This window comes from Corallococcus silvisoli (assembly GCF_009909145.1).
In the GTDB taxonomy this organism is placed as follows: Bacteria; Myxococcota; Myxococcia; order Myxococcales; family Myxococcaceae; genus Corallococcus; species Corallococcus silvisoli.
In genome coordinates, this window is record NZ_JAAAPJ010000028.1 from 13,927 (window position 1) to 27,080 (window position 13,154).

Below are 13,154 nucleotides of genomic sequence, written 5' to 3' on the forward strand. Positions count from 1 at the left end.
CCCTTCCCTCGAGGGGCGTGAGCGCGGCCCTACGGCTGACGCGCCGCTGCTTCGAGCAGGCGCAGCGGCGTGTCCCGTCCCATGGCGATGAAGGGCGCCCAGTAGTGGGGATGGGGCTGGGCCTGTCGCAGCTCCCGCATCGCCTCGCGCAGCGCCGTGGCCAGGCCCTGCCCCGCCAACAGGTGGCGGTAGTAGGTCTCCATCAGCGTGCGCGTCGTCGCGTCGTCCACCTTCCAGAGACTCATCACCACCGTCTCCGCGCCCGCGACGAGGAAGGCCCGGCGCAAGCCGTAGACGCCCTGCCCCCGCCGGACGTCGCCCCGGCCCGTGTCGCAGGCGGAGAGAACCACCAGCTGGGTGCCCCACAGGTCCAGCCCCGCCAGCTCCAGGGCCGTCACCAGCGAGCTGTCAGCGGAGGACCCGGAGTCACTGGCGCTGGACGCCGCTTGCGCGCGCTCCCCCGCGAGGAGCAAGCCCGAACGCAACAGGGGGTCCGGAGGGCGCGGCGCCCGGGCGTCCTCGCCCAGCGCGCCGAAGTGGGCGATGGCGCGGGTGTTCTCCTGGGTGGCGGCGTCCTCCAGGAAGAAGCCGTGCGTGGCCAGGTGGAGGATGCCGGGCGTGGTCATCCGCAGCAGCCGCTCCTTGGTCGCCTTGGGCCCCAGATAGAGCTGGGCCCGGGGAAAGAGGCGCTGGATGGCCTCCGCCTCCTCACGGGAGCCCGGCAGGGGCACCGGGGCCCAGTCACGCATCCGCAGGTCCTCGGGCCGCGTGGGAGCGGAGCGCTCGGCCCACGCGTCCGCGCTCGCCGGAGCCTCGGCCGTGGCCTGGAGCCCCGGGCGGAAGGCCGGGTCCGCCAGGACGACCACGGACGACGCGGAGCGGGGCGGCTGGGGACGGGGCAGCAGGTCCTTGCCGGACGTGAGGTAGGTGAAGTCGTAGGTGTCGACCAGGAACCGCTGGCCGTCGTGCAGCGCCGCGAAGGGGACCAGGGCCAGCTGACCATCCGGCGACAGGAAGAGGCGGTGGGCCTTCCCCAAGAGCGGCAGCAGCGGCTGGAAGGCGAGCTGGTAGAGCGCCTGGGAGGACGCGTCGAAGGCGGCATCCCGGCGGGCCAGCGCGTCCCGCATGCGCGAGGCGGCGGCCTCGATGGGCTCCGCCGGGCCCAGGTCGAGCGTCCGGATGCTCGCGTCGGGCAGCAGCACCAGCGCCATGCAGCGCAGCTGGGCCGAGGAGGTGCGCGCGCCCGGAACGAGGGGGCGATCCTCGTACGTGATGAACTCCACGAGCGCCCCGTCCTCCGGCAGGGCCGCGGCGACACGGTCGACGATGTCCTCGGGCGTGGGCAGCGCGGCCAGCGCGCGCAGGGGCGCCGAGCGCCGGGCGAGGGTGGCCTCCAGCGCATCGCCCTGCGTGGCCAGGGCCTCGAGCTGCCGCTGGTAGGCCGAGGGCGGGAGCGCACCGGGCCCGTGGAGCGACAGGCTCGCCAGCTGGCTGCGCAGCCCGCGCAGCCGCGCGAAGGTGCCGCGCTCCTCGTCCCCCAGGCTCCGGTAGACCGCCCGGGAGATGTCCGCGGTCTCCTCCACGGAGCGGCCCTTGAGGAGCAGCGCGGCGCTCAATGCCAGACGCCGGACCTCCGCGGATTCGGGGTGCGCGCGCAGCAGCGCGTACAGGTGCTCCTCGTCGACGCGCAGCAGCTGGAGGAAGCTGGCCAGCCGCGCCTCGGAGAACTCCAGCGCCTCCCGGCGAAGGCGCTGCTCGGAGACGGCGAAGGCCCGCGTGAACAGCGGCACCGCCGCGTCCAGGCGCCGCTGGGCCAGCCGCAGCAGGGCCAGGTTGTTGAGCGACGCCGCGAGGTCCGGGTGGTTGCGGCCCAGGACGGCCTCACGGATGGAGAGAGCGCGCTCGTAGAGCGGCTCCGCCCGGCCGTACTGCCCCTGGTCCCGGTAGAGGTTGGCCAGGTTGCTGAGCGCGCCGGCGACATCCGGATGGTTCCGGCCAAGCACCTCCTCCCAGATGGAGAGCGCGCGCACATAGAGCGGCTCCGCCCGGTCGTACCGGCCCTGCTTGCGATACAGGGTGGCCAGGTTGTTGAGCAGCGCGGCGACGTGGGGATGGCGCTTGCCGAGCGACGTCTCCCAGAGGACGAGCGCGCGCGCGAACAGCGGCTCCGCCCGGTCGATCAACCCCTGCGCCTGATAGAGCGTGGCCAGGTTGTTGAGCGACGCCGCGAGGTCGGAGGGGTTGCCGTCCGGCGCCGCCTCCCGGATGGAGAGGGCCCGCGTGTACAGCGGCTCCGCCCGGTCATACAGCCCCTGGTCCTGGTAGAGGTTGGCCAGGTTGTTGAGGGAGTCCGCGACCCGGGGATGCCGCTTGCCCAGGGACTCCTCGCGGATGGAGCGCGCGCGCTCGTAGAGCGGCTCCGCCCGGCCGTACTGCCCCTGGTCCTGGTAGAGCGTGGCCAGGGTGTCGAGCGAGTCCGCGACCGACGGATGCGCCTTGCCGAGGGCCGACTCCCGGATGGACAGCGCGCGCACGTAGAGCGGCTCCGCCCGGCCGTACAGCCCCTGCTCCCGGTAGAGCAGCGCCAGGTTGTTGAGCGAGTCCGCGACGGTGAGGTGGGACATGCCCAGCACCGTCTCCCGGAGCTCGAGCGCGCGCACGTAGAGCGGCTCCGCCCGGCTGTAGAGGCCCTGGTCCTGGTAGAGCATGGCCAGGTTGTTGAGGGACTGGGCGTAGGCGAACTGGTTCTCGCTGAGGACCGCCTCCTGGCTGGCCATCGCGCCCGTGCGGCGGCGCTTGTCCAGGCTGAACAGGTTGTTCTGCCGCCGGGACAGGGCGTGCTCGTGCGAATAATAGCCCCCGGGCTGCCGGTCCGGCTCCATCACCGGGGAGGCCGCGAAGGCGAGCAGGGAGCTCACGACGACGGAGTCCACGGCGTCGTCGCTCACCGCGGCTTCCCGGATGGCCAACGCGCGCTCGTGCACCACCCCGGCCCGCGCGAAGTCCCCCTGGAGCCGGTACGCCTCGCCGAGCAGGTTCAGGCAGGTGGCGACCTCCCGGTGCGCGCCGCCAAACACGGCCTCCCGCAGCGCGAGGGAGCGCTCACCCGGCGCGACGGCCTCGGCGTACCGGCCCGCATCGTAGAGCGCCAGCGCCGCGTCGTAGGTGCGCTGGGCCTCCAGCAGCTGGCCCTCCACACCGGCCGGCATCCTCGCGGCGCACCCCAGGGCCAGCACCACCATCCACCCGAGAATCCACCGCATGCCTCCTCCTTGGGGTCCGAAGGGTGGCCCATCCCGTCCCCCCCGTGAGAGAGGCAGGGACCCGGAGAATCATGCAGGAAGGCGCGGCGGTGACGAGGGCGGAGCTACTGCCCGTAGCCCCGAAACTGCTCGAACACCCGCGCCATTTCCGCGTCATCCAGCAAAACCGGTTCCCCGACCTGGAGCGCGCGCCAGTACATGGCGGCCAGCGTCTCCACCTCCACCGCCAGCTTCCAGGCGGCGGGCAGGTCCGCGCCCACCGCCACCATGCCGTGATTGGCCAGCAGGCACGCCTTGCGGCCCTCCAGCGCCGCCATCATGTGCCGCGCCAGCTCCGGCGTGCCGAAGGTGGCGTACTCCGCGCACCGCACGTCCGTGCCGCCCGCCGCGGACACCATGTAGTGGAAGGCCGGGATGCCCCGGCGGAGGCACGCGAGCGTGGTGCTGAACATGCTGTGCGCATGCAGCACCGCGCCCACCTCCGGCCGCGCCGCGAGGATGTCCCGGTGCAGCTGCCACTCCGTGGACGGCCTGCGCCGGCCCTCGTGCGTGCCGTCGAAGCGCATGAGGACCACGTCCTCCGGCGTCATCGCCTCGTAGTTCATCCCGGAGGGCGTGAGGAGGAAGCCCTCCTCCACCCGCTGGCTCAGGTTGCCGGACGTGCCCTGGTTCAGCCCGGACGTGTTCATCCGCCGCGCGGTGGCCACCATCGCCTCGCGCAGCGCCGGATGTCCCCCGGCCGCGCTCACGTCGCCGGGCTCCGCTCCGCGCGCCGCTCCGGGAAGAGCGACAGCAGCCCCTCCTCCGTCGCCGGACACACGCCCCGCTCGGTGATGAGCGCCGTCACGAGCCGCGCGGGCGTCACGTCGAACGCGTAGTTGGCCGCGGGGCTCCCGGGCGGGGTGATGCGCACCGTGGCGATGTCCCCCGAAGGCAGCCGGCCCGTCACGTCGCTGAGCTCCGCGCCGTCCCGCTGTTCGATGGGGATCTGCTTCACCCCGTCCTGAATCGTCCAGTCCACCGTGGGCGAGGGCAGCGCCACGTAGAACGGCACGCCGTTGTCCTTCGCCGCCAGCGCCTTGAGGTAGGTGCCGATCTTGTTCGCCACGTCCCCGTGCGCCGTGGTGCGGTCCGTCCCGACGATGCACAGGTCCACCTCCCCGTGCTGCATCAGGTGGCCGCCCACGTTGTCCGCGATGACGGTGTGCGCGACGCCGTGCTGCCCCAGCTCCCAGGCCGTGAGCACCGCGCCCTGGTTGCGCGGGCGCGTCTCATCCACCCAGACGTGGAGCGGCAGGCCCGCGTCGTGCGCCAGGTACATGGGCGCCAGCGCCGTGCCCCAGTCCACCGTCGCCAGCCACCCGGCGTTGCAGTGCGTGAGCACGTTGAGCCGGCCCTTGCGGCCCTTCTTGTCCCACGCCTCCTGGAACAGCTTCAGCGCGTGCTCGCCGATGGCCCGGTTGATGGCCACGTCCTCGTCGCACAGCGCGGCCGCGTGCCGGTACGCCGCCGCCGCCCGCTCCTGGGGCTTCAGCGGCGCGAGCACCTGGCGCATCCCGTCCAGCGCCCAGTGCAGGTTCACCGCCGTGGGCCGCGTGGCCCGCAGCATCGTGAGCGCCTGCTCCAGCGCGGCGTCGGACGCATCCCCCCGCATGGCCAGACACACGCCATAGGCCGCCGTGGCGCCGATGAGCGGCGCGCCCCGCACCAGCATGCTGCGGATGGCGTGGCCCGCCGCGTCCGCCGTGGTCAGCTTCACCTTCACGAACGCATGCGGCAGGCGCGTCTGGTCGATGACGCCGACGCTCCAGCCGTCGGGCTCGACCCAGATGGAGCGCATCGGCTCGCCTTGGACTTTCATCGCCGTGTCTTTCCTTGTTCAGCGCTTGAGGACGCGGCCCGCCACCGCGGAGAGCTTGTCCACCAGGGCCGGGTCGCGCACGTCGGGCGAGGTCATGATGGCGTGGTCCAGCGCCGTCTGGCAGCCGCTCCGGCACGGGCCCGCATGCTGGCCCACGAGCGGCGCGATGTTCTTCACCAGCCCGCGCGCCTTGCCCGCGTTGCCCAGGAGCACCGCCACCACCTGGTCCACCGTCACCGCGTCGTGGTCCGGGTGCCAGCAGTCGTAGTCCGTGACCATCGACACGCTCGCGTAGCAGATCTCCGCTTCCCGGGCGAGCTTGGCCTCCGGCATGTTCGTCATGCCAATCACATCACAGCCCCACTGCCGGTACAGCTTGCTCTCCGCCAGCGTGGAGAACTGCGGCCCCTCCATCACCAGGTACGTGCCGCCGCGCACGACCTTGAGGTCCAGGCCCTCGCACGCCGCCATCACCGCGTCGCCCAGGCGCGAGCACACGGGTCTGGCCATCGACACGTGCGCCACCAGCCCCGCGGAGAAGAAGCTCTTCACGCGCGCGAAGGTCCGGTCCACGAACTGATCCACCACCACGAAGGTGCCCGGGGGCAGGTCCTCGCGCAGGCTGCCCACCGCGGAGACGGACAGGATGTCCGTCACGCCGCTGCGCTTGAGCGCGTCGATGTTGGCCCGGAAGTTCAGCTCCGACGGCGGGATGCGGTGCCCCCGGCCGTGGCGCGGCAGGAACACCACCGGCTGGTCGCCGATGCGCCCGAAGCAGAACTCGTCCGACGTCTCACCGAAGGGCGACGACACCCGGCGCCACGAGACATCCGTCAGGCCATCAATCTGATACAGGCCGCTGCCGCCGATGATGCCCAGCACGGGCTTGTTGGAACTCGACATGGTGGAAAGGCTCCGCTCCGGAGGGACGAACGCTTCAGGACACGCGCGCGAACGGGTCGAGCGACGTGAAGTCGTGGAACACCGGGTGCCCGTGGCCCGGGGGGATGGCCACCTCGCCCCGGTCCAGGCACGCCGTGCAGAAGCCCGCCTGCCGGGCCGCGTCCAGCTCCAACACGTTGTCGGAGAGGAACAGGAGGTCCTTCGGCGGCAGCGCCAGCGCCTGGGCGATTCGCGTGTACGACGCGGCCTCCACCTTGGGCCCGGTGGTGGTGTCGAAGTAGCCGGAGAACAGCGGCGACAGGTCCCCCTCCACGCTGTAGCCGAAGATCAGCTTCTGCGCGGCGATGCTGCCGGAGGAATAGACATACAGGCGCAGGCCCGCGCCGTGCCACTCGCGCAGCGCCCGGGCCGCGTCCGCGTGCACGTGGCCCTTCAGCTCGCCGCGCGCGTAGCCATCCGCCCAGAGGAGGCCCTGGAGCGTCTTGAGCGGCGTGGCCTTGCGGTCCTCGTCCAGCCAGCGCTGGAGCAGCGCGACGGTGCCCACGTCGTCCAGCCCGGGCTCGCCCGCGAGCGTGCGCGCGTCGGACAGGCACTGGCGCACGGCGGCGTCCTGGCCGTGCGTCGCGACGTACTCCGCCAGGTGCCTCCGGGCGAAGGGGAAGAGCACGTCCTTCACGAAGGCGATGGAGCTGGTGGTGCCTTCGATGTCGGTGACGATGGCGACCGGGGCGCTCACGGCGCGTACTTCGGGAAGCGGTCGGCGATGGTCTCGCCGGTGAAGTGGCCCACCCAGCCGTCGGGGCGGATGAAGAAGCGGATGGCGGCGAAGCGGGGCCGGGGCCCCATGTCGAACCAGTGCTTCATGCCCTCCGGCACGCTGATGAGGTCGCCCCGGGTGCACTCCACCTGGAACACCTTGTCGCCGGCGTGCAGGTAGAAGCAGCCGCTGCCCTCCACCATGATGCGCGCCTCGTCCTCCGTGTGGGAGTGCTCGGAGAGGAACTTCTGGCGGGCCGCCTCCACGTTGGGCGCGTCCGGCTTGATGCGCGCCACGTCCACGGTGTTGTACCCGTGGGCCTTCTTCTCCGCGTCCACCACGTGCTGGTAGGCCGCGAGCACTTCCTCCTGGCCCGCGTTGTCCGGCAGCTCCACGGACGCGTCCACGCGCTCGAAGCGCACGCCAATGGTCTTCAGCTCCCGGCCGATGTCCGCCACGTCGGTGAAGACGCCCAGCGGTGCCTCCGGCTGGTGGTCCTTGTAGACAATCAGGTTGCTCATCGCCGCACCTTCATCTTCTCGAGTTCGTACGTCAGCAGGTGTTCCAGCGCCACCACGTGGCGCCGCGCCTCGGCCATGCTCCGGCCCCAGGTGTAGAGCCCGTGGCCGGCGATGAGATACGCGACCAGGTCCGTGCGCTTCTCCAGCAGCGCGGTCACCTTCCCGGCCAGCCGGGGGATGTCCTGGTCGTTGGGGAAGATGGGGATGGACACCGCCGCCTCGTGCGTGCGGGTGTCGCCCAGGGCCTTGAGCAGCTCGAAGTCCTGGAGCACCAGCTCGCCCTCGGGCAGCCGCAGGTTGGACAGGAGCGCGGCCACCACGGAGTGCGTGTGCAGCACGGCCTGGGCCTCCGGCCGGTCGCGGTAGAGCTGGAGGTGCAGGGGCGTCTCCGCGGAGGAGCCCTTCGGCGGCGGCGCGTGGATGTCCGCCACCAGCACGTCCGCCTCCACCAGCTCCCCCTTGTCCACGCCGGAGCGCGTGACGGCGGCCGTGCGGGCATCCAGCCTGCGGGAGAAGTTGCCGCTGGTGGCGGGCACGAAGTTGCGCACGCTGAGGAAGCGGCCCACTTCGACGATTTCACGGGCCGCTTCGGACAGCGTGGCGGCGGGGGCCGGGCTGATGCTCATCCATCCCTCGGGGGGGCGTGAGGACGCGATGAAACATCGCGCTGATGACACGGAGCATAATCCGGCGCTGACCGGTAGGCGCAAGGGAACGCGACGCAGGACGTCACCCGTCCCTGGGGACGGCTCAGCCGCCCTCCAGCGCGAAGGTGGCCAGCCGCGCGAACTCCTTCTGCCCGTCTTGCTCCAGCACGTCGTTGTGGCCCGCGCCCGGCACCGTGACCACCGTGGCGTGGGGGAAGCGCTGCCCCAGCTCCCGGCCCATGGCCACGGGCACGACGTCGTCGTCCTCGCCATGGATGATGAGCACGGGGATGGGAATGCCGGGGGCCTTGTCCTGGGACTGGTAGCGGTCGCGCATGAGCAGCGTGGCCGGAAGGAAGGGCACCGTGCGCTGGCCCATGGCCACCATGGACGTGTACGGCGACACCAGCACCATGCGGGCTCCGTACCCGCGCCGCGCCATCTCCACCGCGACGCCCGTGCCCAGGCTGCGCCCGCTGAGCACGATGTCCTCCGGCTTCACGCCCTCGTCGCGCAGGAGCTGGAGCGCGGCCTCCGCGGAGGCGTACAGGCCCGCCTCCGACGGACTGCCCGGCGACGCGCCGTAGCCCGGGTACTCCACCGCGAGGAAGCCCAGGCCCGCGTCCCCCAGCATCTGGCCCATCCCCTGCTGTCCCAGGAGCTGTTCACCGTTGCCGTGGAAGTGCACCACCGTGGGCGCTCCCGGCGGCGCGGGCAGGTAGAAGCGATCCACCTGGAGGCCCGTCGCCAGCGGCACCGTGCCGAACCCAGGCCGCGCCCGCAGCGCCTCCGGCGACGAGCGCGGCGCGGGGTAGATGAGGGAGCGCTGCGCGGCGAAGGCGAGTGCGCACAGCGCGAGGTACAGCATGCCGGTGACGAGGAGGAAGGCCATGAGCTGGCGGCGGAAGCGGTGCACGCCGCCACTCCATCACACCGCTCGCTCCCGGGGCGACAGCCGCGCGTCGAAGAACGTGAGCAGCTTCGCCCAGGCGCCGCGCGCGGCCTCCGCGTCGTAGTTGGAGCGCGTGTCGTTGAGGAAGGCGTGCTTCGTGCCCGCGAAGGTGTGCCGCTCGTAGGGCACGCCCCTCTCCTTCGTGAGGTCCACCAGCGCCGGGACGCTTCCGTTGACGCGCGCGTCGTCCTCCGCGTAGAGGCCGAGCACCGGGGCCTTGAGGTGCGTCAGCGTCTCCTGCGGAGGCGTGAAGCCGTAGCAGGTCGCGACGGCCGCGACCCGCGGATCCGCGCTCGCGAGCCGCAGGGCCAGCGAGCCCCCCATGCAGAAGCCCAGGGCGCCGACCTCGCGGCCCTTCGCCGGGCCCTGGGACAGCCACTCACGGCCGCCCTTCACGGTGGCCAGGTAGTCCGGCCAGGGGCGGTTCGGGTCGAGCAGCGTGCCCAGGGTCTCGCGGAAGCTCCGGGCCTGGGCTTCGGGGTACCTCGCGAGGCCCTCCTCCAGCTTCGCGTTGTCGAACCACGAGGGCGTGGGCATCGTGTCCAGGAAGGCCTTCACGTCCTCGATGCGCTGGGGGGCCAGCTCCGGGCGGCGCCCGCCGTAGGTGTAGAGGTCCGGCGCGAGGACAGCGTAGCCCGCCATCGCCAGCCGGTTCGCGATGTCCTGGATGTGCGGATCCACGCCGAAGACCTCCTGGATGACCACGAGGCCGGGCAGCGGCCCCTTCGCCATCGCCGGGCGCGTGGAGTAGCCCTGCGCGGGCTTGCCTCCCGCGTCGAAGTCCACCCATTCGGATTGAAGCTTCATCGGTCGTCCTCCGGAGCGTGTCGCGTGTGCACGCGGCAGCGTAGCGCCCCGCGCCACGCCCCGCGCGGCCGTCAGTGCGGCATCGAAGCGAGGAACGACAGGCCCAGGTGCACCGCCGACGCGACCACCAGCCCCACGCCCACCAGCCCCGCCAACGTCAGGGCCATGGGGTGGCGGTCCGCGGCGCGCAGGCCCTGATGGAAGGTCCGCTTCAGGAGCGTGCGCTGGCAGTGCACGTGGATGCGGCCCTCCAGCGCGGCGTGCAGCTGCGACACCATCTCATCCACGGAGGCGAAGCGCTCCTGGGGGTCCTTGCTCATGCCCATCTTCACGAACCACATCAGCTCCGCGGGCACCGGGCCCTGCGCGCTGTTCACGTGCATGGAGGCCATGTCCAGCGTGCGCGTCTGCACCGCCTTCATGATGTCCGGCACGGACTGGAGGCCGTCCAGGTAGTGCGTCAGGGACAGCAGCTCGTGGAAGAGCACCGACAGGCTGTAGATGTCGCTGCGCGCGTCCATCGCGTCGTGCTCGCCGCGCGCCTGCTCCGGGGACATGTAGAGCGGCGTGCCCACCACGGAGCCCAGCTCCGTCTGGAGCGGCCGGGCCGGGGCGATGGCCTCCGTCGGGGTGCCCGGGAGCACCGGGGCGGTCGGTGAACCCACGCGGCGCGCGAGCCCCCAGTCCAGCACCGTCACCTCTCCGAAGGGGCCCACCATGATGTTCGCGGGCTTGAGGTCGCGGTGGATGAAGCCCTTGCCGTGCGCGTACGACAGCGCGTGCAGCACGCCCAGGAAGATCTGCACCCGCACCTGGAACGGGTAGCGCACCAGCGCATCCAGCTCCGAGCGGCGCAGCCGGGCGATGATGGACTCCAGCGTCTCGCCCTTCAGGTGCTTCATCATGAAGAAGTAGCGGCCCTGGTCATCCACGCCCACGTCGTGCACCGGCACGATGTTCGGGTGGTCCAGCGTGCCCACGGTGCGAATCTCCTCCACGAAGCGCAGCACCCGGTCCAGCTCCGCGCCCGGGGGGAGCCGCTTGAGCGCCACCTCCCGCTCGATGTCGTGGTCGCGGATGAGCACCACCTCGCCCATGCCGCCCTGGCCCAGCGGGCGCACTTCCTCGAAGCGCTCGCGCTGCAGGGGCACCACGCTGGGCTGCTGGCCCGTCCACTCCACCCGTGGGAGCACGGTGTTGCGCCGCTGGGTCGCCGCGCCGGCGGGCACGAGCGTGGGCGCCAGCTGCGCCCCCGTGGAGGGAGTGATGAGCGTGTTTTCCAGGCCGGCCGCCAGCGATTGACTCATGGGAGGCCAGGAATAGCAGGCACTCCGCGCGCGCGCCCACCTACGCGCAGTCCATGACGCAACCGCGCGAAACCACAGGGCTGGCGGCCCGCCTGGCGTCAGCCGGCCGGGGTGAAGGGCACGTCCAGCACCGGCAATTTCGTAGCGCCGGGCAGGTCGTAGTGCCACCACTCCATCCGGTTGCGCTGGAAGCCGGCGCCCTCCATGGCCTTGCGCAGCACCTCCCGGTGTTCGCGCGAGGCGGGCGTGCCGCCCGTGTAGCCGTGGTGCGCCGCGGGGGTGAAGTCATCGAAGGGGGTGGGCATCTCCACCTCCGCCCCCGCCGCCGTCACCAGGGTCAGGTCCACCGCCCCGCCCCGGTTGTGGTTGGAGCCCTTGTGGGGGTCCGCCACGTAGCCGGGCTTGGGGAGGATCTTCCACATCTCGTACTGCACCGCGCGCGGCCGGTAGCAGTCATACACCTTCAGCCGGTAGCCCTGGGGGCGCAGCGCGTCCGCGGCCTGCGTCAGGCGCTTCACCGAGTCCGGCAACAACAGACACCGCGCGCCGTCCGGATACACCTGCCGCTTGAGGAAGTTGTCCTTCGTCGCGTAGCGCAGGTCCAGCACCAGGTCCGGGATGACGGTGGCCGCGTCCACCAGCTCCACCTTCGGGGCGGGGGCCTTCGCCTCGGGCTTCGGGGACGGCTTCGCGGCCTTCGCGTCCTCCGACAGGGCCGGGGCGCCTCCCAGGAGCGCCAGGGTCAGCGTGAGGCCCGCCGCCGCGCGCATCAGCGCACCCCGTCCGTGTACGGCGTGGGGTCCGGCACGCCCGCCTCCTGGAAGCCCTTCGCGCGGAGCACGCAGCTGTCGCAGCGGCCACACGCGCGGCCCTGGGCGTCCGGGTCGTAGCAGGAGTGCGTCATCCCGTAGTCCACGCCCAGCTTCACGCCGGCCTGGATGATCTGCGCCTTGGTGAGCCCGGAGAGCGGCGCGTGCACCTGGAAGCGCGCGCCCTCCACGCCGGCCTTGGTGGCCAGCTGGGCCATCGCCTCGAAGGAGCGGATGAACTCCGGACGGCAGTCGGGATAGCCGCTGTAGTCCACCGCGTTGACGCCGATGTAGAGGTCCGTGGCGTCCACCACCTCCGCCAGCCCCAGCGCCAGGGAGAGGAACAGCGCGTTGCGCGCGGGCACGTACGTCACCGGGACGTCGTGGGACATGGCGTCCTCCGAGCGGTCCTTGGGCACCGGGATGTCATCCGTGAGGGCCGAGCCGCCCACCTGCCTCAGGTCCACCGACACCACGCGCACGTCGCGCACGCCCATGGCCGCGGCCACCTTGCGCGCGCGGTCCAGCTCCACCGCGTGGCGCTGTCCGTAGGCGATGCACAGGCACACCGGCTCGAAGCCGTCCGCCTTCGCCATCGCCAGACACGTCGTTGAATCCAGACCTCCGGACAGGAGCACCACCGCACGCTTCGCCATTCCATCCTCCACTTCGGGGCGGCGCACGTTACACGACGGGAAGAAGCCCGGGGTGTTTCAGTCCACGCGGTCGCCGCTCACCGTGTACACGGTGGTGCACGTGGACGGCTTGCAATTGCAGCTCGCCCCCTTGCCCGGCAGGAACACGTCCGTGAGCGTGCCGCACGCGAGCGACACGTCGTAGCCGTTCTCCGTGGGCGCCGGGACGGAGCCGTCCGGGATGCCGCCATCCAGCGCCTTGCAGTCGCGCGCCACGTTGCGCGCCTGGCTGTCGCTCAAGAGCACGACGTTCAGCGCTTCCTCGATTTCGGAGTCCTCGCAGCCGGTGCCACACGAGTCGCGGCGCGCGGTGGCGCGGTGGGTGGAGGACACGCTCTGGCCGTTGTAGCCCGCGTCGCGGGAGAAGCCCTGCACGGTGAGGAAGCCCGTGCCCGCGTCGGTGTCTCGCGAGAAGGTCCCCTCGAAGATGAAGGTGCCCGCGTCATCGAGCTGCGCGAAGTCGCGCGAGCCCGCGTCGCACGTGGTGCGCGCCGCGTCCAGCTTCGCCTGGAAGCGGAAGGTCCCCAGCACCTGGTTGCCCGGGTACACGGGGTCGGAGAAACAGCCCACCGCCACGGCCAGTGCCGCCGCGGGGAAGAGCGCCGCTGCCAGTCGCTTCCAGTGCATGACGC

13 protein-coding genes are annotated in these 13,154 nt (G+C 71.8%); all 13 read right to left on the reverse strand.

The window, feature by feature from the left end; all coding sequences use genetic code 11:
- Positions 1 to 29 precede the first annotated feature (29 nt).
- Complete coding sequence (locus GTY96_RS35385; RefSeq protein ID WP_161667036.1) at positions 30 to 3,263, reverse strand: CHAT domain-containing tetratricopeptide repeat protein; 3,234 nt, start codon at positions 3,261 to 3,263, stop codon at positions 30 to 32.
- Between the two features lie 104 nt (positions 3,264 to 3,367).
- A complete protein-coding gene (locus tag GTY96_RS35390; RefSeq protein ID WP_143902373.1) occupies positions 3,368 to 4,012 on the reverse strand; it encodes a class II aldolase/adducin family protein in 645 nt (214 codons plus the stop codon).
- Positions 4,009 to 5,124 carry an S-methyl-5-thioribose-1-phosphate isomerase gene (mtnA, locus tag GTY96_RS35395; RefSeq protein ID WP_143902375.1) on the reverse strand — a complete coding sequence of 372 codons (1,116 nt, stop codon included), beginning with the start codon at positions 5,122 to 5,124 and terminating at the stop codon, positions 4,009 to 4,011. The genes GTY96_RS35390 and mtnA overlap by 4 nt, the downstream gene beginning before the upstream one ends.
- 18 nt (positions 5,125 to 5,142) lie before the next feature.
- Entirely contained in the window at positions 5,143 to 6,027 is an 885-nt protein-coding gene (locus GTY96_RS35400; protein ID WP_143902378.1) for an S-methyl-5'-thioadenosine phosphorylase, read from the reverse strand.
- 34 nt (positions 6,028 to 6,061) lie between these two features.
- Positions 6,062 to 6,763 carry an acireductone synthase gene (gene mtnC / locus GTY96_RS35405; protein ID WP_143902380.1) on the reverse strand — a complete coding sequence of 234 codons (702 nt, stop codon included), beginning with the start codon at positions 6,761 to 6,763 and terminating at the stop codon, positions 6,062 to 6,064.
- Entirely contained in the window at positions 6,760 to 7,305 is a 546-nt protein-coding gene (locus tag GTY96_RS35410; RefSeq protein ID WP_143902382.1) for a 1,2-dihydroxy-3-keto-5-methylthiopentene dioxygenase, read from the reverse strand. The genes mtnC and GTY96_RS35410 overlap by 4 nt, the downstream gene beginning before the upstream one ends.
- Entirely contained in the window at positions 7,302 to 7,931 is a 630-nt protein-coding gene (locus tag GTY96_RS35415) for a methylthioribulose 1-phosphate dehydratase (RefSeq protein WP_143902384.1), read from the reverse strand. The genes GTY96_RS35410 and GTY96_RS35415 overlap by 4 nt, the downstream gene beginning before the upstream one ends.
- A 124-nt stretch (positions 7,932 to 8,055) precedes the next feature.
- Positions 8,056 to 8,868: an alpha/beta hydrolase gene (locus GTY96_RS35420; protein WP_328701115.1), complete on the reverse strand. Its 813-nt coding sequence runs from the start codon at positions 8,866 to 8,868 to the stop codon at positions 8,056 to 8,058.
- Between the two features lie 12 nt (positions 8,869 to 8,880).
- The gene (locus tag GTY96_RS35425; protein ID WP_161667037.1) at positions 8,881 to 9,711 is read right to left on the reverse strand and encodes a dienelactone hydrolase family protein; all 831 of its coding nucleotides are present in this window, start codon (positions 9,709 to 9,711) and stop codon (positions 8,881 to 8,883) included.
- Between the two features lie 71 nt (positions 9,712 to 9,782).
- Entirely contained in the window at positions 9,783 to 11,018 is a 1,236-nt protein-coding gene (locus tag GTY96_RS35430) for a serine/threonine-protein kinase (protein WP_161667038.1), read from the reverse strand.
- A gap of 98 nt (positions 11,019 to 11,116) precedes the next feature.
- On the reverse strand, positions 11,117 to 11,788 hold the full coding sequence (gene ddpX, locus GTY96_RS35435; protein ID WP_186001928.1) for a D-alanyl-D-alanine dipeptidase: 672 nt from the start codon (positions 11,786 to 11,788) through the stop codon (positions 11,117 to 11,119).
- On the reverse strand, positions 11,788 to 12,483 hold the full coding sequence (gene queC, locus GTY96_RS35440) for a 7-cyano-7-deazaguanine synthase QueC (RefSeq protein WP_143902390.1): 696 nt from the start codon (positions 12,481 to 12,483) through the stop codon (positions 11,788 to 11,790). The genes ddpX and queC overlap by 1 nt, the downstream gene beginning before the upstream one ends.
- A gap of 57 nt (positions 12,484 to 12,540) precedes the next feature.
- Positions 12,541 to 13,149 carry a hypothetical protein gene (locus GTY96_RS35445; protein WP_143902392.1) on the reverse strand — a complete coding sequence of 203 codons (609 nt, stop codon included), beginning with the start codon at positions 13,147 to 13,149 and terminating at the stop codon, positions 12,541 to 12,543.
- Positions 13,150 to 13,154 lie beyond the last annotated feature (5 nt).

What these genes read in the sequence shown, in the direction of transcription:
- GTY96_RS35400 (WP_143902378.1), bottom strand. Translation starts at nt 6,027, where the DNA reads ATGTCGAGTTCCAACAAGCCCGTGCTGGGCATCATCGGCGGCAGCGGC.
- GTY96_RS35385 (WP_161667036.1), bottom strand. Translation starts at nt 3,263, where the DNA reads ATGCGGTGGATTCTCGGGTGGATGGTGGTGCTGGCCCTGGGGTGCGCC.
- GTY96_RS35425 (WP_161667037.1), bottom strand. Translation starts at nt 9,711, where the DNA reads ATGAAGCTTCAATCCGAATGGGTGGACTTCGACGCGGGAGGCAAGCCC.
- mtnA (WP_143902375.1), bottom strand. Translation starts at nt 5,124, where the DNA reads ATGAAAGTCCAAGGCGAGCCGATGCGCTCCATCTGGGTCGAGCCCGAC.
- ddpX (WP_186001928.1), bottom strand. Translation starts at nt 11,788, where the DNA reads ATGCGCGCGGCGGCGGGCCTCACGCTGACCCTGGCGCTCCTGGGAGGC.
- GTY96_RS35415 (WP_143902384.1), bottom strand. Translation starts at nt 7,931, where the DNA reads ATGAGCATCAGCCCGGCCCCCGCCGCCACGCTGTCCGAAGCGGCCCGT.
- GTY96_RS35430 (WP_161667038.1), bottom strand. Translation starts at nt 11,018, where the DNA reads ATGAGTCAATCGCTGGCGGCCGGCCTGGAAAACACGCTCATCACTCCC.
- GTY96_RS35445 (WP_143902392.1), bottom strand. Translation starts at nt 13,149, where the DNA reads ATGCACTGGAAGCGACTGGCAGCGGCGCTCTTCCCCGCGGCGGCACTG.
- queC (WP_143902390.1), bottom strand. Translation starts at nt 12,483, where the DNA reads ATGGCGAAGCGTGCGGTGGTGCTCCTGTCCGGAGGTCTGGATTCAACG.
- GTY96_RS35410 (WP_143902382.1), bottom strand. Translation starts at nt 7,305, where the DNA reads ATGAGCAACCTGATTGTCTACAAGGACCACCAGCCGGAGGCACCGCTG.